This is a genomic window from Pseudomonadota bacterium (assembly GCA_013285465.1).
In the GTDB taxonomy this organism is placed as follows: domain Bacteria; phylum Pseudomonadota; class Alphaproteobacteria; order Micavibrionales; family CSBR16-224; genus CSBR16-224.
Genome location: CP053449.1, coordinates 2183247 through 2204411, shown reverse-complemented (window position 1 = coordinate 2204411; position 21165 = coordinate 2183247). Strand labels below are relative to the sequence as shown.

Annotated in this window: 22 protein-coding genes; 9 read left to right on the top strand and 13 right to left on the bottom strand. The window is 52.7% G+C overall.

What is annotated here, in order from left to right:
* Positions 1 to 81: 81 nt before the first annotated feature.
* Together HND56_10675 and mutT are read right to left on the bottom strand one after the other, a co-directional pair.
* Entirely contained in the window at positions 82 to 831 is a 750-nt protein-coding gene (locus tag HND56_10675; protein QKK06121.1) for a hypothetical protein, read from the bottom strand.
* The gene (gene mutT, locus HND56_10670; protein QKK06120.1) at positions 828 to 1400 is read right to left on the bottom strand and encodes an 8-oxo-dGTP diphosphatase MutT; all 573 of its coding nucleotides are present in this window, start codon (positions 1398 to 1400) and stop codon (positions 828 to 830) included. Before mutT ends, HND56_10675 begins: the two co-directional genes overlap by 4 nt.
* Between mutT and HND56_10665 the strand changes: the two genes are divergently transcribed.
* The 3 genes from HND56_10665 to HND56_10655 are packed head-to-tail and all read left to right on the top strand — an operon-like array spanning position 1383 to position 4065.
* Positions 1383 to 2783 (top strand): phosphomannomutase/phosphoglucomutase, encoded by a 1401-nt coding sequence (locus HND56_10665; protein ID QKK06632.1) that lies wholly within the window; start codon positions 1383 to 1385, stop codon positions 2781 to 2783. The two genes, mutT and HND56_10665, sit on opposite strands and share 18 nt — an antisense overlap.
* Positions 2770 to 3450, top strand: a complete 681-nt coding sequence (locus tag HND56_10660; protein QKK06119.1) for a hypothetical protein — start codon at positions 2770 to 2772, stop codon at positions 3448 to 3450. The genes HND56_10665 and HND56_10660 overlap by 14 nt, the downstream gene beginning before the upstream one ends.
* A 6-nt stretch (positions 3451 to 3456) precedes the next feature.
* Complete coding sequence (locus HND56_10655) at positions 3457 to 4065, top strand: hypothetical protein (protein ID QKK06118.1); 609 nt, start codon at positions 3457 to 3459, stop codon at positions 4063 to 4065.
* Positions 4066 to 4348: 283 nt separating this feature from the next.
* Here the strand turns inward: HND56_10655 and HND56_10650 are convergent, their stop codons facing one another.
* The 10 genes from HND56_10650 to HND56_10605 form a co-directional block, all read right to left on the bottom strand.
* Positions 4349 to 5068, bottom strand: a complete 720-nt coding sequence (locus HND56_10650) for a hypothetical protein (GenBank protein QKK06117.1) — start codon at positions 5066 to 5068, stop codon at positions 4349 to 4351.
* A gap of 31 nt (positions 5069 to 5099) precedes the next feature.
* Entirely contained in the window at positions 5100 to 6158 is a 1059-nt protein-coding gene (locus tag HND56_10645; protein QKK06116.1) for a DNA polymerase III subunit delta, read from the bottom strand.
* Positions 6155 to 6700: a hypothetical protein gene (locus HND56_10640; protein QKK06115.1), complete on the bottom strand. Its 546-nt coding sequence runs from the start codon at positions 6698 to 6700 to the stop codon at positions 6155 to 6157. Before HND56_10640 ends, HND56_10645 begins: the two co-directional genes overlap by 4 nt.
* On the bottom strand, positions 6687 to 9272 hold the full coding sequence (locus HND56_10635) for a leucine--tRNA ligase (protein QKK06114.1): 2586 nt from the start codon (positions 9270 to 9272) through the stop codon (positions 6687 to 6689). The genes HND56_10640 and HND56_10635 overlap by 14 nt, the downstream gene beginning before the upstream one ends.
* 59 nt (positions 9273 to 9331) lie before the next feature.
* A complete protein-coding gene (locus HND56_10630) occupies positions 9332 to 9910 on the bottom strand; it encodes a DUF3576 domain-containing protein (protein QKK06113.1) in 579 nt (192 codons plus the stop codon).
* 59 nt (positions 9911 to 9969) lie between these two features.
* Complete coding sequence (locus HND56_10625; GenBank protein QKK06112.1) at positions 9970 to 10878, bottom strand: hypothetical protein; 909 nt, start codon at positions 10876 to 10878, stop codon at positions 9970 to 9972.
* Entirely contained in the window at positions 10860 to 12095 is a 1236-nt protein-coding gene (recF, locus tag HND56_10620) for a DNA replication/repair protein RecF (protein ID QKK06111.1), read from the bottom strand. The genes HND56_10625 and recF overlap by 19 nt, the downstream gene beginning before the upstream one ends.
* Before the next feature lie 126 nt (positions 12096 to 12221).
* A complete protein-coding gene (locus tag HND56_10615; GenBank protein QKK06110.1) occupies positions 12222 to 13436 on the bottom strand; it encodes a hypothetical protein in 1215 nt (404 codons plus the stop codon).
* A gap of 247 nt (positions 13437 to 13683) precedes the next feature.
* Positions 13684 to 14088: a hypothetical protein gene (locus HND56_10610; GenBank protein QKK06109.1), complete on the bottom strand. Its 405-nt coding sequence runs from the start codon at positions 14086 to 14088 to the stop codon at positions 13684 to 13686.
* A 208-nt stretch (positions 14089 to 14296) separates the two neighbouring features.
* Complete coding sequence (locus HND56_10605) at positions 14297 to 14776, bottom strand: hypothetical protein (protein QKK06108.1); 480 nt, start codon at positions 14774 to 14776, stop codon at positions 14297 to 14299.
* A gap of 7 nt (positions 14777 to 14783) precedes the next feature.
* Here HND56_10605 and HND56_10600 point away from each other — a divergent pair, with 7 nt between their 5' ends.
* Complete coding sequence (locus HND56_10600) at positions 14784 to 15407, top strand: hypothetical protein (protein ID QKK06107.1); 624 nt, start codon at positions 14784 to 14786, stop codon at positions 15405 to 15407.
* A 79-nt stretch (positions 15408 to 15486) separates the two neighbouring features.
* On the opposite strand, the gene rpmG is transcribed toward HND56_10600, so the two are convergent.
* The gene (gene rpmG / locus HND56_10595; GenBank protein ID QKK06106.1) at positions 15487 to 15657 is read right to left on the bottom strand and encodes a 50S ribosomal protein L33; all 171 of its coding nucleotides are present in this window, start codon (positions 15655 to 15657) and stop codon (positions 15487 to 15489) included.
* A gap of 181 nt (positions 15658 to 15838) precedes the next feature.
* Here rpmG and HND56_10590 point away from each other — a divergent pair, with 181 nt between their 5' ends.
* From HND56_10590 to sufS, 5 genes are read left to right on the top strand one after another with little or no spacing between them, the layout of a single operon-like run.
* Positions 15839 to 16300, top strand: coding sequence for an SUF system Fe-S cluster assembly regulator (locus tag HND56_10590; GenBank protein QKK06105.1), 462 nt, complete (start codon positions 15839 to 15841; stop codon positions 16298 to 16300).
* Positions 16293 to 17741: a Fe-S cluster assembly protein SufB gene (gene sufB / locus HND56_10585; GenBank protein QKK06104.1), complete on the top strand. Its 1449-nt coding sequence runs from the start codon at positions 16293 to 16295 to the stop codon at positions 17739 to 17741. Before HND56_10590 ends, sufB begins: the two co-directional genes overlap by 8 nt.
* Positions 17742 to 17768: 27 nt before the next feature.
* Positions 17769 to 18530, top strand: coding sequence for a Fe-S cluster assembly ATPase SufC (gene sufC, locus HND56_10580; GenBank protein QKK06103.1), 762 nt, complete (start codon positions 17769 to 17771; stop codon positions 18528 to 18530).
* A 9-nt stretch (positions 18531 to 18539) separates the two neighbouring features.
* Complete coding sequence (gene sufD / locus HND56_10575) at positions 18540 to 19856, top strand: Fe-S cluster assembly protein SufD (GenBank protein ID QKK06102.1); 1317 nt, start codon at positions 18540 to 18542, stop codon at positions 19854 to 19856.
* Positions 19856 to 21112 carry a SufS family cysteine desulfurase gene (sufS, locus tag HND56_10570; GenBank protein QKK06631.1) on the top strand — a complete coding sequence of 419 codons (1257 nt, stop codon included), beginning with the start codon at positions 19856 to 19858 and terminating at the stop codon, positions 21110 to 21112. Before sufD ends, sufS begins: the two co-directional genes overlap by 1 nt.
* Positions 21113 to 21165 lie beyond the last annotated feature (53 nt).

Genomic DNA, 21165 nt, shown 5'->3' with positions numbered 1-21165 from the left:
TGACTTACGTTTCCAGTATAAACGTGATTGGGGTTGGTAATCAATCACCAAAAGCCGAAAAAGTTAAAAAATCGTTAAAATTTACTCGGCAACCGCACCCAGCTCTGCGTTTTCGGCAATGGCGGTCCGTTTGACAGGTTGGACGGCGGCACCGGATAAAATATCCTTACGGGCCTCGCACAAATGAACGCCGCACAGGAAGGGAAAGAAGATATTGCCGACTTTCTCGTACAGCGCGGCAAATCGCAGCAAGAGCGGATTTTTGACAGGCGGCATGAACAGGGAACGGTTGCGGTATTCAACGGAAAATCCCGCATCTTCCAGAAGGGCGGTATGGCGGTTTTCACTTAACGCATGTCCGCCGGTAAAGGGCATATCCGTACCGCTGTGCCAGAAACCGCTGCGGTTCGGCAACACGCTGATCATGCGTCCGTCATCGCGCAGCAGCTCTTCGGCCTGTTCAAAAAAAGCGGAAAGGCTGTCGGCATATTCGCCGCTGTGAACCATCAGAATACGGTCAAAGCTGCGGGCGTAAAAAGGCAGAACATCCGGTTCAACGAGTGCGGCGGCACAATTCTGCATGTGCAAAAGCGCGGTATCTTCTGCCGTACCATGCGGCGTCGCGACGACAACGGATTCAGCATTGCCCAGCAAAGGCGCCAGATACGGGAAGGGCCAGCCGAGGGCGAGGACGCGTAAATTTTTTAAATCCGGCCATAATGCCGCAATCTGTTGCGTCAGCTGTTCGGCTGTGAATAATCCGCAAGGGGTTTGGTAGAATTCTGCGAAGAAAGACGGCGGAATGCCGCGGTTTTTGGCGGGTTTGGTCATAGAAAAACCCCTTGCTGCAGCAGCGGGATCAGCGGCAAATCGGCGGGAGGCATCGGATAATTGCCGAGATTTTCGGGATGTACCCAGGCCAGTTCCTGCCCTTCTTGCGGTATTGGAATACCGTCCCATACCCGGCAAAGATATAATGGCATCAGAAGATGAATGCTGTCATAGCTGTGCGAGGCAAATGTGAACGGGGAGAGATCCGGCAGAGCGATGGAAATGCCGAGTTCCTCCGCCATTTCGCGTATCAGCGCGGCTTCGGGTGTTTCGCCTGTTTCGATCTTGCCGCCGGGAAATTCCCACAAGCCCGCCATGGCTTTTCCCGCCGGACGCTGCGCCAGCAGGATTTCGCCATCCGTATTGACGAGGATGGCGGCGGCAACGGCGAGAAGCGGCGGCGCGGATTTTAACGGTGCGGTGTTTGTCATGGCGGTCTTACTTTCTTGCAAGCAATGGCGGAAACCGTGTATAGTGCCTGATATTTTACCAGTAAATCTTGTGTTAAGGAAAGACATATGCCGATACCCCAAGACAGTGGCGCCCCCGCCATGGACAGTTTCACCCATCTTTTTGACCCGAGCATTCTGCGCGCCTATGACGTGCGCGGCGAGATCGGCACGACATTGAAAGAGAATGACTGCTATGCCATCGGCCGGACATTCGGCAGTATTGTCGCGCGCAACGGCGGCAAATCGGTTGCGCTGGGCTATGACGGGCGTGAAACCTCTCCGGTTTTCGCAGAATCCGTGATTGCCGGTCTGCAAAAAGCGGGGATTGATGTGCATGTGGTCGGCCTTGGCCCCAGCCCGATGGTTTATTTTGCCTTGCATCACCTTCAGGCTGATGCCTCGGTTGTTGTCACCGGATCGCATAGTCCGGTGACCCATAACGGTATTAAAATGGCGCTGGCTGACCGTCCCTTCTATGGCGAGGATATTCAGAAACTGGGCGAGATGGCGGCAAGCGGAGATGTGGAAAGCGGCAACGGCGCCCGTTTTGATGTGAATGTTTACGAAGCTTATACCGATCGTCTGGTTGCGGATTATGATTGCGGTGTCGAGCTGAATATCGCATGGGATATCGGTAATGGTGCGGCGGGCGCGATTATTGATTTATTGATCGAAAAACTGCCCGGTAAACATACGCTGCTATATCCGGAAGTGGACGGCACCTTCCCGAACCATCATCCTGACCCGACGGTTGCGAAAAATCTGGTGGATTTGCAGGCAGCGGTCAAGCAGCATGGCTGTGATGTCGGTATCGGTTTTGACGGTGATGCCGACCGTATCGGTGCGGTGGATGAAAACGGTGATATTCTCTGGGCCGATTTGCTGATGGCGCTTTATGCGGCGGAGGTGCTGGAAACCCATCCGGGCGCGCCGATTATCGCCGATGTAAAAGCCAGCCGCGTCTTGTTTGACGAGATCAAACGTCTGGGCGGTCAGCCGGTGATGTGCCAGACAGGTCATTCGGTGATTAAGGCGAAAATGAAAGAGTTGAAAGCACCGCTGGCAGGGGAACTTGCCGGGCATATCTGTTTTGCCGATAAATTCTACGGTTTTGATGATGCGCCTTACTGTGCCGTGCGGTTGCTGAATTTGATCGGCCATAGCGGCAAGAAACTCTCGGCGCTGACGGCGCATCTGCCGAAAATGCACAATACGCCGGAAATCCGTTTCCATGTTGATGAAGCCCGCAAATTCGATATTCCGAAAGAAATTTTGCAAAATCTTCGTGCAGTGCAGGAGGATACATGGGATATTTGTGATATTGACGGTATCCGTCTGACAACGCCGGATGGCTGGTGGCTGCTGCGTGCCTCCAATACCGAAAGCGTGTTGACGGCGCGTGCCGAAGGTTTTGATGAGGCCGGTCTGGAGCGGCTGAAGACAATGCTGTCAGAACAACTTGAAAAAACAGGGGTGGAGCTTCCCGATGACACAGAGTAATTTGCAAACCGATATTCAGACAAGCAGCGATGCTTCCGCTGCGATGCTGCACCCCCGTGTGCTGGAGCTTTTGGCCTCCCGCATTTGTCATGATCTTGTCAGCCCTGTCGGTGCGGTCAATAACGGTATCGAGCTGATGCGTGAAATGGATGCCGATATGGCGGATGATGCGCTGGATTTGATTGAAAGCAGTATCGGTCAGGCCGCAGCACGTTTGAAACTGTTTCGTCTGGCTTATGGCGCGGCGGGCAGTGAAGCGCTGGCCGGATTTCAGGATGTGAAAGCAACTTTTGAAGGATGGGTCTCCGCCAGCCGTACCAGCGTCAACTGGAACGGACGGACGGATTTTTCCGATATGCCCAAAGGTTTTGCCAAAGTGCTGCTGAATGTGCTGGTACTGGCCGAGGAATGCAATCCCGGTGACAGCCGTCTGGATGTGTATATTGATGAAGACGCGGTTGCGGCCTCCGTACATGCCCTTGGAAAACGTCCCGCCCTGCATGCGGGGATGGAGGAGTGCCTGAAAATGGATTTTGCGGTCGACAGCATTGATGCGCGGCTGGTGCATGCCTATGTGACAGGCGCATTTATGAAGCATTTCGGTATGACATTATCCCTGCGCCAGATTTCCGAAACGGAATTGTCCTTCCGTATCGAAGCGGCTTAAATCCATATGTGGCGCTATGTTGTTTTTATTCTTCTGAGCCTGTTATGGTTCACTCCTGCTGTCGCAGATGATTCCTGGCCTGTTTTTGAAGGTGCGGATGACCCCGAATGGATGGCCGATAAAAAACGCGCCGAAGCTTTGTTTGAAACCGATAATTGTGACGATTACTGGCAGATTGTCTGGCCGTGGGTGAAGAAAGGCAATATGGATGCGCGGGCGCTGTTATGGACGCGGACGGTTCCCATGATACATATGCCGATTGTTCGTCCGCCAGCCTCGGAGAACTTCATTTCGTATTTGCGCCACCTTTTCATTATCACAATGTACAATAGTGGCAACGGAATATTGCTTGAAGAGGACGGAGAGACGCTTGAGCAATATGTGTATTCTTTTATTCCGTTTGTCGTGGATTCATCGGTTCCTTTTGCAGAATGTATCAATGACACGCCGTCTCCAAAATGTATGGAGATTGCCGTGGAAGAAAAAATTATTCCCTCATTTGAAGATTATGCTGCCGAGATAGATGTGCTGATGAAGAACGGATATCTTGGTACATGCGAAATAGGATACCGCCACACAAAAATACAAGAGAGCGGCACAGCAACACAGGATTAGAATACCGAAATGTGTTGTATGGCAGGTTGAATAAATTCTTACAACATCACCGTCACTCCCGCGAAAGCGGGAGTCCATACACAGCCCGCAAACTGCAACAACGCATAGATTCCCGTTTGCACGGGAATGACAGTGACGGAGACAGCCGCTATGAAGCATTTCGGTATGACATTATCCCTGCGCCAGATTTCCGAAACGGAATTGTTCTTCCGTATTGAAGCGGCCTAATTGATGTAAATTTTCTGCGCGTTTGTGCCTGAATGGGTGAGGCAAAAGAGGGCGTTTACTCTGCCTCTTTTGCCTCCCCAAAAGGGATATCGGTTTTATAGAGTATTTGGTGCGTATCCAGGGATATTACGGCGATATGTACCCCCGCATCATCTTCAAAGGTGAGCGCTATCTCAGATTGACTGGGCTGTGCGATACCCATGAGCTTCTTAATGCTCGGCAGTAACTCGGCATAGGATTTCTCAGCAGGGTTATAAATAGAAACAGTCACAATGTCAGAAGATGTCAGTCTTCCATCTTTATTTGTGTCGTCCTTGATCAAGGCATAGATAAAGGCGTCTGTGACTTTATTTTTCTTATCCCATGAACCTGTAGAGAGTTCACGCATTTGAAGTATTAAAAAGTTATTGTGGTCAAAAAGCCAAGTCGTTTCCTTTGAGTTAAAGTCAAAAAAGACATAATTAACGACATTGCTGGATGAATTTTTGGAGAAATAAGACTGCTCATATTTTTGGGCAAAGTATAGATGCATATATACGATGTTATGGCCGCTTATCCCGGCTGGATCTCCTAAAGTGTAGAATTGTTTCGTACTCGTATCTTTTTCATCACTCTCGACATTAATAACAGCAGTCACATTCCTCGTTGTTATATCTTTTACAATCATAAAGGCTGCAAACAATGACAGAGCGATAGCGATTAAGAGGGCGACAGCTATGCCGATGGCATTAAAGCGCCAAAGGAGACGAAAAAATCCGGTTTCATTCATGATCACGCTATGTCTTCCTGTTGTTTGAACCAGTGCGTCAAGCCGCGCGGCGGCTTCCTGATTTTTTTGCCAGTAACGCAATGCGGAAGACCAGACGGTCGGTAATGGTGGTATCCATCGCGCCGGTGGTTTTGCATGCGGCTTCGGTGTCCGTCAATTGTTCCAGCAGCATTTTTAAATCTGCGGGTGCCCAGATGTTAAGATGTGCGGTGAAGGCTTTTTCGGCTTTGAAGAAAACCGGCGGGCGCAGTTTTTTCATGGCGCCGGTTTGGTTTTCTCCCGCTGCAACCAAGGCTTTCACAAACAATAATCTTTTACAGTGATTTTGCAGGCCGCGCAAAATGCCGACGGCATGCGTGCCTTCCTGAAACAGCCGCTCCAGCATTTGTCCGGCTGTGACGGCATCGCCCGCGAAAGCGGCGCGGGTCATATCATCGATATAAAGCAGCGAGCTGTCTTCTGTGCAGGCTAGCACATCATCCAATGTGACCGTGCCGCCGTCAGGGCCTATATAAGTGATGATTTTTTCTACCATACTGCGCGCCAAGGCACGGTCACCGACCAGCTTGGCGGAGAGAGACATCAGCGCGTCACGGTCTATCTGCAAGCCCTGCGCGGAAAAATCCTGCGCCAGAATACGCGAGAGATTACCGGCATCATCGACATAGCAGGGAATGGCCGCACCGTCTTTCATTTTTTCAAACAGGCTGCGCAGCTTTGCCGCAGGTTTCAGATCGCCCGCTTCGATCACCAGAACATTATCGCCGCCGTTACCGGCTGCGTGGACGGTTTTTAGTGCGTCTTCGATCATGGCGGCGGCTTTTTCCGCGCCGTCGCGGATACGGATCAAGCGCCGCCCGCCCATCATCGACATGGCGGCGAGTTCGTCGGCAAGCCGCGCCGGGTCTTCTTCGACGACCGTACCGGGCAGATCAATCACATTAAACGGATCGCTGAGGTCTTCCACCACATGTTTGCCAAGGATGGCGGCGCGTTCCCGCACCAGCCCTTCATCGGGGCCGTAAACCAGAAAGGCGCGGCATCCGGGATCGGGTTTCTGGACAAAACGGTCAATATCGCGGGTCTGGATTTTCATTGCTGTCCGTTTTCCTGTCTTTTGAGGAAAAGCGAGAGTTCCGTGACGGCCTGATCGGCAAGTTCGTTCAAGCTGATATCCAGAATATTCTGGCGCGAGATACGTGTGGCATAAAGATTATCAAGGACGTTATAGCTGTTCAATGTGCGCAGACGGCGCTGCAGAACCACGGCGGGATTACCGTCGGCATCCGTATTGTGCAGATCATGCAGGATAAATTCGCCGCTGACGCGCAGCTGGATGCGGGTGACGGTGGCATCCTTCTGGACACCCATAGATGTCTCCCGTTCCTGCAGATCATTCACGACAAGGCGGTAACGGTTTTGCCCCGACGGGCCGGCGCTGCCATAGAGTTTATCAATCAGCAGATTGCGCAGCTGCTGCCCTGCGCGTTCGGGAATATTGGCGATTGTGATGTCGCGGAAGGCCTCGATGGCTGTTTGCGTGCGCACGGCGTAAAGCGGCGAGAAACCGCAACCCGCCGCCGTCGCCAGCAGCAGGGTGCAAAGAAAAACCGCAGAAAAGCGTTTAAATAACGACATTCACAATCCTGTTCGGCACGACAATCACTTTGCGCACCTGATTTTCGCCGATGGCTTTTTTCACGCCGGGATCATCCATGGCTTTGGCTTCGGCGATTTTCTTATCGGCATCGCGCGGCAATGTGATGGTGGCGCGCAGCTTGCCGTTGACCTGTACGCCGATCGTGACCTGATCGGATTGCAGATAGGCTTTATCGGCAACGGGCCAGGGCTCGTCCGCGACCAGCGTGTCATGGCCGAGGCTTTGCCACAGCTCTTCCCCCAGATGCGGCATAATCGGCGCAATCAGTTTGACCAGCGTTTCAAAACCGCAGCGCAGCACGGAACCGTCACCGCGTCCCATCGCGTCATAATCGCTCAGCACATTGGCAAAGCCGCGGATATGGGCGACGGCTTTGTTGAAATGCAGTTTTTCCAGCTCTTGGGACATGTTGTGCACGGTTTTGTGCAGCTCCTCCAGCAGGTTCTGCGCGGCGGCGTCGGGATTGGCGGGCAGACCCGCCCCCCTTGCAGCCAGCTTTCCGGCGGGGTTTGTCACCATACGCCATAAGCGGTGGATGAATTTCCATGCGCCTTCAATACCGCTTTCCGTCCATTCCAGATCGCGGTCGGGCGGACTGTCGGACAGGATAAACAGACGTGCGGCATCCGCGCCGTAAGTCTCCAGAATTTCATTGGGGTCAACGACATTCTTTTTCGATTTTGACATTTTCTCGATGCGCCCGACTTTGACGGGGCTGCCATCGTCCAGTTTGGTCGCTTTGTCTTTGCCGTCGGCCAGATTGACATCGGTCGGGAACAGGAATTTGCCTTTCTCGTCCTTATAGGTTTCATGTGTGACCATGCCTTGCGTAAACAAGCCGGTGAAGGGCTCGTCAAAACCCAGATAGCCGCATTTTTTCAAGGCGCGGTTGAAAAAACGCGCATAGAGCAAATGCATGACCGCATGTTCGATACCGCCGACATATTGATCAACCGGACACCAGTAATCGACCTTGGCGCGGTCAAAGGCCGCATTGTCATTTTGCGCATCGCAATAACGCGCGTAATACCACGAGCTTTCAAAGAAGGTATCGAAAGTATCGGTTTCGCGCTCCGCATCTTTGCCGCAGGCCGGGCATTTGCACTGTTTCCATGTCGGGTGATTGGCAATCGGGTTGCCCGGTTTGCTGAAATCGACATCTTCGGGCAGGGTAATGGGCAGCTGATCCTCGGGAACGGGAACAATACCGCAATCATCGCAATGGACAACGGGAATCGGGCAGCCCCAGTAACGCTGGCGGCTGACGCCCCAGTCACGCAGACGCCATGTCACCGTGCCTTTGCCGTCGCCGCTTTTTTCGATTTTACTGATGGCGGCTTTTTTGGCGTCTTCGACGCTCATCCCATCCATAAAACCGGAATTGAATAATTTTCCCTCGCCGGTATAGGCTTCATCGCCGATGGTGAAGTTTGCAGCACCCGTGTCTTCGGGCAGGACGACGGGCAGGACGGGCAGGTCATATTTGCGGGCAAAATCCAGATCGCGCTGGTCATGGGCGGGGCAGGCGAAAATCGCGCCCGTGCCGTAATCCATCAACACGAAATTGGCGACATAGACGGGGATGGTTTTATCCTCAAACGGGTGTTTCACCGTCAGCCCCGTATCAATGCCGCGTTTTTCCGCCTGTTCCAGCGCCGCTTCGCTGGTGCCTTGGCGGTGGCATTCCGTGACGAAATCCGCAACGGCTTTATTGTTTTCCGCCAGTGCCGTTGTCAGCGGGTGGTCGGGTGACAGTGCCACGAAAGATGCACCGAATAACGTGTCGGGGCGGGTGGTAAAAATTTCAATCGAGTCTGCCGGGGCATCCTGTTCCACAATATGGAAGCGCATTTGCAAGCCGTTGGATTTGCCGATCCAGTTTTCCTGCATGATGCGGACACGGTCGGGCCAGCCTTCCAGCGTTTTTAAGGCATCCAGCAGATCATCGGCGAAATCGGTGATTTTCAAAAACCATTGCGTCAGTTTGCGGCGTTCGACCGGAACGCCGGAGCGCCAGCCGCAGCCGTCAACCACCTGTTCATTCGCCAGAACGGTGTTTTCGACAGGGTCCCAATTGACCCAGCTTTCTTTTTGATAGGCCAGATCGGCTGCCATGAAATCCAGAAACATTTTCTGTTCATGTTTGTAATATTCGGGGGTGCAGGTCGCCACTTCGCGCGACCAGTCGATCGCCAGACCCATGGATTGCAACTGTTCGCGCATGGCTTTGATATTGTTTTCCGTCCAGACGCGCGGATGGGCGTTATTTTCAATCGCCGCATTTTCAGCCGGCAGACCGAAAGCATCCCAGCCCATCGGGTTCAGAACGTTAAAGCCTGCGGCTTTTTTATAGCGGGCGACAACATCGCTGAGCGTATAATTGCGCACATGCCCCATATGCAAACGCCCTGACGGATAGGGGAACATGGCCAGAACGTAGTATTTTTCCTTATCGGGGTCTTCGGTGACTTCAAAACTTTTTTTGTCACGCCAGATTTTTTGCCATTTCTGTTCGGTATCACGGATATTATAACGGTCTTCCATCGTCATTTTTCAGTCCTGCATGTTTTTTTAAGGCGGGCGCTTAAAAAGAGGCCCTTAAATATTGCTTATTCGCTGGCGCGCTGTGCGACACGTAGCTCGCGGGCGCGTGTGAGAATCGTGTCTTCAAGCTGTAGTGCGGTTTTGTCACCGACAGCTGAATCACGCCATGTGCCGCCATTGTCGCGGGTCTGTTTGAAAACGGCAACGCGGACGCCGTCAGAGCGGAGCTGGCGGTCGAGGATATAGACATTGACCTTGAAACGTTCGCCTTGAACGTTCGGGTTCTCATACCAATCGGTCAGAATAACGCCGCCGAAAGGATCAGCGGTTTGCACCGGCATGAAGGAGACCGTATCCAGAGAGGCGCGCCACAGGAAGCTGTTGACGCCGATACCTGAGCCGCTGTCATCCTGTTTGTCGCGTCCGAAAAGCTTGTCGCTGAATGTGGAGCCTTCGCCCCAGATCGTATCACGCTTCTGATCGCTATAGACGATGTCCTCACCGGTATCGTAACGCGTGGGATAAGAGGCTTCCCGCTTCACGCTGCCTTCCGTACAGGCGGTCAGTGTCAGGCACAGCATCAGGCACAATGTCAAAATTCTATAGCGCACGGGACTCTTCCTCGTTTTTTGTTTCTTTTCCATCCCAAATTTTTAGCACGTCCGCCCCCTTGCGAACAAGAAAATTTCGCGTTTTGTGCCGCTTATCTTGCTGTCAGCAGAACCAGTGCGATGATACTTGCCAGAATGCCGATTCCGGCTTTGATATCGGCGTTTTCCTTATGGCCGACGGCCTTATAGAATAAAATCACCCAAAGCGGTGCCAGCAGCACAACGGCGTTCACATAGGCGGGGTTGTGAATAAAGCTGAAGGCGTAAATTTTAAAAATCATATGCGACAGCCAGAAAAACGATGCCAGACCGCAGGCCAGCCAGATGCGTTTGTCGATATGTTTGCGGAAAGTAATGATTTCGGCAGGGTGTTTGCGCTGCTTTTGCCACAGGTAATAGCCGCCGGTAAAGCCGATGGCGATGACGGTCTGGATCATCATATAGCCGTAAACACCGGCATGGAGATCGGCATTTTGCAGCGCCAGCTTGGCAAAGGCACCGTTCAGCCCGTAACAGAGAATGGTCGGTGCCATCAGTTTCAGCGCTTCGCGGCTGACGGCGCAGCTGGTTTGCAGGCGGGAGGCAAAATAAACACAGGTGCCCAGCGCGGCGATAATCAGCAAAGACTGCACCGGCGCGGCGAGATAGTCCTGCAATTGCGCGGGCGCAAAGAGAAACCAGCTGAAGAATGTCACAGGCACCAGCAGCGGAATCAGGCGGGAGACAACGCCGCCGCCCAGCCTTGCTGTGACGTTATACATGCGGATATCGCCGAAACCCGCGAAAACACCCGTTGCGGCAACGGCGAGATAATAAACGGGTGCGGTCGGCCATTCAATCAGGAGCGCGAAAGGCAGCATAACGGCGACGCTGAGCAAACGCGACCCCAGCACCATCAAGAGGCCGGGAATTTTGTAATATTGATTGATAAGCATATTGGCGCCGGAAAAAACACCGGCGAAAACTGCAAAACTGACCCATATCAGCGCGTCTGTGGACATGTACCGTCTTCTTCTTTTTCTTGCTTTTCTGTTGCGGGAATGAATCTGTCTGTTGCGGGCGAGGTCGAGGCGGTCACGGCGGCGTTTTCAATATCAAGGAATTGCGCCTGTCCTTTCAGCGGTGCGAAAAGCTCTTTATCCGTGCCGGTCATCCAGCATTGTCCGCCGAGGGAAAACACCATTTCAAATAATGTTTTGCGGCGGTGTTCATCCAGATGCGCGGCCATTTCATCAAGCAGCAGAATCGGCGGGAAGCCGCGCTCTGCCGCGACAAGGCGGGCATGTGCCAGCGTCACGGCCATCAGCAGGCCTTTTTGTTCGCCTGTCGAGCATTGATCGGCCAGCAAATTATGGCCTTTGTGCCAGACCATGAAATCGCTGCGATGCGTGCCGTGTTCCGCGCCGCCGACCATGGCATCGCGCGGGCGTCCGCGCCGCAGCATTTCTTTGAAATCCTCCTCCACTTTCAGGGCGGGGTCGTTTTCCAAAGCGCGTTCGACCCAGCCTTCGATGCGGATGACCGGCAGCGGGAAAATATCGGTGTGCAGATGGTTTTCAATGGCGGCTTTTTGCAGCCGCTCAACAGTAATCAGTCTTGCGGCGGCGATGGCCAGCGCCGCTTCGGCCATCACGGTTTCCAGTGAAGACAGCCATGCCGGATCGGCACCGTCCGCGCCGCGTTCGCGCAGCAGTCTCGACCGCTCGCGCAGGGCTTTCTCGTATTTGTTCAAACGTCCCAGATGCGCGCCGTCAAAATTGAAAATCACCTGATCGAGAAAGCGGCGGCGCAGGGCGCTGCCGTCGAGAAACAGCCTGTCCATTTGCGGCGTGACCCAGACGACGGAGAGATATTCCGTCAAGCCGCTTTGCCCTTTGCGGGCATCGCCGTCGATTTTGACGATGCGCTTTTTCACGCCTTTGGCGATGCTTGCGGGATCAAGCCCCGTACCGATCCGTATTTTGCCGTAGCGCATCCCGTCCAGCATCGCGGATACCGCCCATGTACTGCCGGGCGTCGCGCTGTTCTGCGTCACCTCGTCCAGTGCCGCCTGACGCAATCCGCGGCCGGGGCTGAGGAAGCTGAGCGCTTCGAGAATATTGGTTTTGCCTGCGCCGTTCGGCCCCGTCAGGACGACGGCACGGTTATCCAGCTTCAGGCTGATATCGTGATAGCAGCGAAAGCGGAAAAGGCGCAGATCTGTAATTACCTGTGTCATATGAAACTCTGGCAAAACCCCGGTATTGTGAGACTGTATTATGACGGATTTTAGGCGGGAAAAAAAGGAGGATGTTTCCCCGGCGGATTTGCCGGGGAAACATCTTGAGTTTGTCAGAGCGAAAAATCAGATTTTCGGGCCGCCGCGCTTTTTGTTGCGCACCACGGTGTTGTTTTTCAGGATGACGACATTGGTGTCGGCATCGCGGCCGAACATCCATTTCGCGGCATCCTTGACATGCACGCCGAAGGTTTTCATCTTCGGTTGCGGGTCGTCAGGGCGGAATCCGGTATAGAAACCGTTGACGCGTTTCTGCGTTTCATCCGTCAGGCCGGAATGGCGCGCATCACCGAAATCAATATGCGGCGTATGCTGTTTCAGATAGGCCACGCCTTTATGTTTCAGATTGCTGGCGATATCGTCAGAGGCCAGATCGCGGAAGAAATGCTGCTTCTGGTCTTCCGGTTTGCGCATGATTTGCGGCGCGAGGCTTTCCGACCAGTTCATATGCGCATCTTCATAAAAGCTGCGCAGCACGATATTATCGTAGAACCCTTCAAAGGCGGCGGCGACAGCCGCACCATTTGTCAGATTTTCTTTTTTGGTCAGGGTTTTTTCCGCCGCGGCGACGATGTTTTTGAAACGTTTGCGCATTTGTTCCAGCGGGCCGCCCATGGTCCATTGGCTTTTCGGGCCTGCGGGGTCGCCATGTGCCAGTTCCAGCGCGATTTGCGTTTGCTGGGCATAGGCATCGGCTTCGATCGCAAAAGACAGTTTAATGGCGGTTTGCGGCGTATGCGACGAATTCGGGAAGATGTTATTCGTCGTATATTGTACCGCATGCACGGCCTCGTGACCCAGCACCAATGCCAGATATTCCGGATCATCGGTGGAGCCGAGGATGATTTTTTTATTGGCGGGATCGCATAATCCGCCTGCGCCCAGCGACCGCGTGCGGCCGTCATCAAAGACGATCTCATAGCCTGCTTTGGTCATACGTTCCAGCAGGTCGCGTCCTGTCGGGCTTTGTGACAGAATCATCAGCGCCTGATCAAAAACCGCTTCATTTCTGGCCTTTTCATCGGCCATGGCTTTTTTAATGAAGTCATTGCGGGCTTTGCTCAATCGCGAGTCATTGCGGAATTCCGGCAGTGTCCCTTTGAAATTGACGGTGACGGGGGGGCGGGCAAGATACTGGCCTTTATCACCCGCACGCAGGGTCCAGTCACCGAAACCGCCTTGCGGGTCCTTGTCGCGTCCGGCAGGTGTTACCGGTACGATATGCGGGGGTTTGCTCTTTGCATAAAAAGCGCTTTTGGGTCTTCTACGAACGTAAGACACGGGCATAACTCCTCTATTGATCGCCTGAACGGCTGTTTTTTTGCTTGGTGGGTTATTATTGGAGAGGATTTGTTAAAAGAACGTAAAGAACTCACGTCCTAGATTAATTTGAACATTTTTTATGCCTGAAAGCAATAAAATTTCACAATAGGTGCCGCGCCTGTGGATAAGTTTTGCGCTTATGGCAAAGAAAAAGCCCGGAAAACCATAGGTTCTACGGGCTTTTTTAAAGCGATTCTTTTTTGCGTTAAGGCGTGTTGCCGTTTGTTTTCGGCCCTTTATTGCCTGTGTCTTTTTGTGCGGGCGGCGGCGTATCTTCATTGGCAGCCGGTTTTTTACCGCCGCGCAGTTTTTTCCATTTGTCAGCCAGTCCGCTGACGGCTTTTTTACCGCCATTCACGATTTTGGAGGTTTTTTCGTCAATCGCTTCGGCGACGGGCTCAAGATCTTCCAGTTTTTTTGCGGCTTTTTCCTTGGCGGCGTCGAATTTTTCCGCGGCGTTTTGATAGGCGGCCATGCCGCGCTGCGCCATTTCAAGGGCTTTTTGCGTGCGCTCGATATCAAGTTCCTCTTTTTTATCCGGATCTTTCAAATCGTCTGCGGCTTTTTTTGCGCTGTCTTTTGCTTTTTTCAAGATGTCTTTCAATCCCATGGTCACATCCCCCTTTAAAGATATGGTGCGGTGATAATAAATATTTTCACAAATGCCGGTATGCAGTGTCTTTTTAGCCGTTTTAGGCGCTGATGACAATGCTGATCTGCATCTGCTTTAAAAACTCCGTACCTGTATATCATATTTTTCATAGTCATGCAATAACATTATGAAAATAAGTTTTCTGTTTTATCCCGCGCGGTCTTGTTTAGAATGGGGAAACGAAAACCGCAATAGGCAAGAGATCGGGATTTAAATTCATGGCAAGTGTTTCAGATAAAAATAAAAAAACAAAGAGTAGCGCAAAAAACGCTGCGAAAGAGACATCCGCCGCTGCAAAGACGGCTGCACCGAAAAAGACGGCGGCAAAAAAAGCTGCCGTAAAGAAACCGGCGGAAAAGAAAGCTGCGCCGAAGAAAGCCGCCGCAAAGAAAGCCGTGCCGAAGAAGTCTGCGGTAAAGAAAGCGGCAGTGAAGAAGAAAACCGTCTCTAAAAAAACGGCAACATCGAAGAAATCCGCGCCCCAGAAAGCTGCTCCTAAGAAAGCTGCGCCTAAGAAAGCTGCGCCGAAGAAAGCCGCTCCTAAAAAGGCCGCCGCAAAGAAAGCCGCGCCGAAGAAAGTTTCTTCTAAAAAAACAGCGCCGAAGAAAACAACTGCGGCAGCTCCGCAGCAGGAAGAACTCAGCAATCATAATATGGCGATACTGTTTTTGGTCGGTTTGACGATTTTTGCAGCTTTGTCTTTTGGTGTCTTTAAATCCGGACGTGACGGGGGAAGCAAGGAAAATGAGCGCAATCTGATGATTGCCTCGCAAGTGATCCAGTTCGGAATCGAGGCCGGAAAAAGAGTGGAAAAACTTCAGGCTGACGGTGTTGCGCTGTCCCGCATTAATTTTGATCCCGCAGCGGCGGAGGATGATGAAACGGCTTTGTTCTCTCCTGCAGGCGGCGGCATGATTTATGAGGAACCTATGGGGACGGGCAGATATATGGCGGCATGGAAAGTTCTTGATGTCTCTGATGCGCGGGACGGTTTTCTGGTCTCCGGTCTGGGCAGTGATGCCGCTGTGCGCGGCCGCGAGGTGGTCATGTATTTTGAAGGGCTGGAACCTGCAATCTGCAGTCAGATGCGCAAAGGATGGGGGCTTGATCCCGAAATACCAGTGCAGGAGGTGAAGCTGGACTTTGATCACCGCGCCGCCATTCGTGCGGGGGCGAATGCAACGACGTTCTATGCAACGCCGGGACGCGCATTTTCCTGTTTCCGCAACGGGCGCAAAGGGCCTTATATTTACTATCAGGCGCTGGCCATACAGTAAGGCCCGAAGAATCAGTCTAAAAAAAAAGACCGCTGTAATGGCGGTCTTTTTATATCTGCTTATAAAGCGGCGATATGATTTACTTCATTTTGCCTTCTTTATACTCCACATGTTTGCGGGCAACCGGGTCATATTTTTTCAGAACCAGTTTTTCCGTTGTTTCACGCGTATTTTTTTCCGTGTAATAGCAGTGGCCGGTTCCTTCGGAACTCATCAGCTTCACTGTCTGGCGGGGGCCTTTTTTCGCCATTGTTCTTATCCTTTGTTCGGGTTATCGAATCAGTTTATCAACAAAGCGCCATAATAAGCAGGGTATCTGTAAAGTCAAGGGCGAAAAATCGCCAAAAAGACTTGCACCCGAGGGGGGATTCGCGATACAAAGCGGGAGTGATTTAGTCCTTTTTAAAAAGACCGGGGAAAATGAGGCGAAAATGCTGAAATTAAGCCGTCTGACAGATTACGCCGTTGTTGCATTATTCCGCCTTTGGCAGGATGCCCCGCAGCAGAAAACGGCCACGCAACTGGCGCTGGATACCGGCCTGCCGGAGCCGACGCTTGTCAAAATCCTGAAAACACTGGCACGGGCGGGGCTGGTTTCCTCGCGGCGCGGCAGCACCGGCGGTTATTATCTGGAGAAGGAAAAAGGCCGCATCGTGTCGGTTAAACAGATTATCGAGGCGATGGAAGGCCCGATTGCGCTGACCACCTGTATCGAAACGCCGGTTAAAACGGCCTGTGCGATCTCTGCCTGTTGTCCCGTGCAGGGGCGGTGGACGGTGGTGAATACCGCGATTTGTGATGTGCTTGACCGCGTAATGCTGGCGGATATGCATCCTGTGCAGGTTGTGCCGCCTGCTGCGGAAGAGGCGGAAAAGGCGGTGGCGCATGGCTGATAAACAAACCGTTGAACAGGTCAAAAAAATCGGTGACCGCTATGATGCGGGTTTTGTCACCGATATTGAGATGGAGCTGGCGCCGAAGGGCTTAAGTGAAGAGATTATCCGTTTTATCTCGGCCAAAAAGAATGAGCCGGACTGGCTGCTGGAATGGCGTTTGAAAGCCTATAAGCACTGGCAGACAATGCCGGAGCCGGAATGGGCCAAGCTGAAAATGCCGAAACTGGATTATCAGGATGCCTATTATTATGCCGCGCCGAAAAGCGGCAATGCGCCCAAATCATTGGACGAAGTTGATCCGAAACTGCTGGAAACTTATGAGAAGCTCGGCATTCCGCTGAAAGAGCAGGAAATTCTGGCGGGTGTCGCCGTGGATGCGGTCTTTGACAGTGTCTCGGTTGCGACGACCTTCCGTGCCAATCTGAAAGAGGCGGGGGTTATCTTCTGCTCGATTTCCGAGGCGGTGCATGATTATCCGGAACTTATAAAGAAATATCTCGGCTCCGTCGTGCCGATGACCGATAACAAACATGCTTGTCTGAATGCGGCGGTCTTTACCGACGGCACATTTGTTTATATTCCCGAAGGGGTGCGCTGCCCGATGGAGCTGTCCACCTATTTCCGCATTAACGAGGCGAAAACAGGGCAGTTTGAACGGACATTGATTGTCGCGGAAAAAGGCTCCTATGTTAGTTATCTGGAAGGCTGCACGGCACCGATGCGCGATGAAAACCAGCTTCATGCCGCTGTGGTGGAGCTGATTGCGCTGGAAGATGCCGAGATCAAATATTCAACGGTGCAGAACTGGTATCCGGGGGATGAAAACGGCAAGGGCGGGATTTACAATTTCGTGACAAAACGCGGTATTTGCAAAGGTGACCGCTCCAAAATTTCCTGGACACAGGTGGAAACAGGTTCGGCGATTACGTGGAAATATCCCAGCTGTATTTTGAAGGGCGATGACAGTGTCGGCGAGTTTTTCTCGGTTGCCATCACCAATAATTACCAGCAGGCCGATACCGGCACGAAGATGATCCATCTGGGCAAGAATACAAAGTCACGCATTATCGCCAAAGGGATTTCCGCCGGAAAATCGAACAGCACCTATCGCGGTCTGGTGCGGATTTCACCGAAAGCGGAAGGTGCGCGCAATTATACGCAATGTGACAGTTTGCTGATCGGCGAGGATTGCGGCGCACATACCGTGCCTTATATCGAAAACCGCAATATGTCGGCAGTGGTGGAACATGAGGCCACGACCTCACGCATCGGCGCTGACCAGCTGTTTTACTGCCGTCAACGCGGCATTGGCGAGGAAGAGGCGGTGACCTTAATCGTCAACGGTTTCTGCCGCGAAGTGATGCAGCATCTGCCGATGGAATTCGCCGTTGAGGCGCAGAAACTTGTCGGCATCAGCCTTGAAGGCAGTGTCGGGTAAAAAACGAAAAAGAAAAAAGAGAAGATTATGCTGAAAATTGAAAATCTACATGCGACCGTTGGCGGAAAAACAGTCCTGAAAGGGATTAATCTTGAAATTCCGCAGGGTGAAGTCCATGCGATTATGGGGCCGAACGGCTCGGGGAAATCGACGCTGTCTTATGTGATTGCCGGGCGTGAAGGCTATGAGATCACCAAAGGCCGCATTCTGTTTGACGGCAAGGATATCTCCGAAATGGCGCCGGAGGAACGTGCGGCGGCAGGGCTGTTTCTGGCCTTTCAATATCCGGTGGAAATTCCCGGTGTCACGACGACGAATTTTTTGAAAACCGCGCTGAATGCCATCCGTACCGCACGCGGTGAAAAAGAACTGGATGCGATCGGCTTTTTGAAACTGCAAAAGCAGAAAGCCACGGCGCTGGATATTGATACGGAAATGTTGAAACGCGGTTTGAATGTCGGTTTTTCGGGCGGCGAGAAAAAACGCAACGAGGTGTTGCAGCTGACGATGCTGGCACCGAAATTTGCGGTGCTGGATGAAACCGATAGCGGACTTGATATTGACGCGCTGAAAATCGTGTCCAAAGGGGTGAATTCCCTGCGCGGTGCGGATCGCGGTTTTCTGGTGATTACCCATTACCAGCGCCTGCTGGATTACATCAAACCCGATGTGGTGCATGTGCTGGCCTATGGCCGTATTCAGCAAAGTGGCGGCCCTGAACTGGCGCTGGAGCTGGAAGAAAAAGGCTATGCGGCGTTTACGGATGAGACAAACGGAAAGGCGGCGTAAGGCGAAACCATGACGGCGACACGCAAAAAAGATAATAAAGATACTCTGCATCCGTTGCTGGCGGGATGTGTGCATCCCGCAGGGGATGATGCGCCGCGCTGGGTGACGGCTTTGCGTGAAACGGCAGAAGATAGTTTTACTGCAACGGGACTGCCGACACCCGTCTGGGAAGATTGGAAATACACACCGCTGCGTGTGCTGGACGGCATGTCATTTACCCGCAGCCCTAATCTGACAACGGTTCCTGCCTATGCACAGGTTTTTGACCTGCCTAATCCGTACGGCGTTCAGATTGTAAACGGCAAGCTGGTAAAAAATAGTGCGGCCTTGCCCGAAGGGCTGGAAATTACGGCGTTGAAAGATGTCTGGGACGAAGAATGGGTGGAAACAGCGCTGGCGGTTCCGGGAAATTTTGCCGATACGCCGCTGGAGGCATTAAATGCCGCCTGTCTTTGTGACGGCGTTGTCTTGCGTGTGCGTAAAGATGTGAAAATTTCCACGCCGGTTGTGCTGTCTTTCCTGAATGATAATGCGGAGGACGGTGAGACGCTGCTGTCAATGCCGCGTATGCTGGTCATGATTGAAGAAGGCGCAGAGCTGACGCTGCTGGAGCATCTGACGGGACGCGGCGCATCTTTCAGCAATATCGCCGCAACCATTATCGTGCAGGAAGGCGGAAAACTGGGGCATTACCGCTGGCAGGATGAAGATGTGCAGGACGGGTATCATATGACCACAACAAGACTGTCCTGCTTTGACCGTGCGGAATATGACGGCTTTACCCTGACGACAGGGGCGCGTTTGTCGCGCCATGAAATATTTGCGGATTTACTCGGGGAGGATATCCGGTGTATAGTAAATGGTGCTTACCGTTTGGGAGAACGGCAGCATTGCGACACGACAATAAAAATGGGGCATTTTGAACCCCGGTCTACATCGAAGCAAATATATAAGGGAGTCATCAATGACCAGGCTCGTGCAGTTTTCCAAGGGAAGATACACGTACATCGTCATGCACAAGGGACAGATGGACATCAGCTTAATCATGCGTTACTGCTCTCCGCCGAAGCGGAAATCGACGCAAAGCCCGAACTTGAAATCTATGCAGACGATGTAAAATGTGCACATGGCGCAACGGCAGGCAAGCTTGACGATAGCGCATTGTTTTACATGACATCACGGGGTATCCCTGAAGCCGCGGCGAAAGCCATGCTGGTGAAGGGCTTTCTCGGCGAGGCGCTGGAAGCCATCGCCAATGAGGCCGTGCGCGACGCTTTTATCAAAATTCAGGATTTGGACGAGATGCAAGCGGAGGATGCGGCATGATGGCGGGACAGCGCAAAGCAGACGCGGTTTTATTTGATGCGGCAACGGCGCGGCAGGATTTTCCGGTTTTCGGTCAGGAGATCAATAACCACCCGCTGACCTATCTGGACAGTGCCGCCAGTGCGCAAAAGCCGCATGTCGTGACGGAAGCGATGACGGAGATGATGTCATCCTATTACGCCAATATCCATCGCGGGCTGTACCGTTTCAGCCAGCAGACGACGCTGGCCTATGAGCAGGCGCGGCAAAAGCTGGCGGATTTTCTCGGCGCAAAATCAGCGGAAGAAATTGTTTTTACCCGCAATGCAACGGAAGCCATCAATCTGGTTGCTGCCAGCTGGGGGCGTGCAAATCTGCAAAAGGGTGACGAGATTATCCTCACCGAGCTGGAACATCACGCCAATATCGTGCCGTGGCACTTATTGTCGCAGGAGCTGGGTTTCACCATTAAAGTACTGCCGCTGCTGAAAGACCCGTCTTTGGGTTTGGACACGGAAAAATTTTCCGGTCTTGTCACTGATAAGACGAAGCTGGTCGCAATGACCCATATGTCGAATGTGACGGGCGAAATTCCGCCCGTGCAGGATTTTATCAAAGCTGCAAAAGCCGTTGGCGCGAAAGTGTTGCTGGACGGCAGTCAGGCCGCCGTGCATATGCCGGTGGATGTGACGGCGCTGGGCTGTGATTTCTATGTCGTGACAGGGCATAAGCTTTACGGTCCGACAGGGATTGGCGCGCTATGGGCGAAAGCCGAGATTCTGGCGGATATGCCTCCCTATCAGGGCGGCGGCGAAATGATCGAGAATGTCACTTTCGAAAAAATTACCTATAAAAAGCCGCCGATGCGTTTCGAAGCGGGAACACCGGCCTTTGTCGAAGCGCATGGGCTGGGTGCGGCGCTGGATTATCTCTCCGGCTTTGACCGTGATGCCGTGCTGGCGCATGAAATTGCGCTGGCGGACATGACGGCAGCGGGGCTGCGCGATCTTGGCGGTGTGACGCTCTATGGCGATAAAACGGCGGAGAAGGGCGGTATTGTGTCATTCTCGCTGGACGGGATTCATCCGCATGATGCGGCAACCGTGCTGGATCAAATGGGGATTGCCCTGCGGGCAGGGAAACATTGCGCCGATCCGTTTATGGCGGCGCGCGGTATTTCCGCGACGCTGCGGGCGTCTTTCGGGATGTATAATACGGAAGATGATGTGACGCGCTTTCTGGACGGGATCGCCAAAACGCGGAAAATGTTCGGTTAATATGGTATAATAAGAGAATAAGGTAGAAAACCATGATGGGAAGAGAAGCCGTG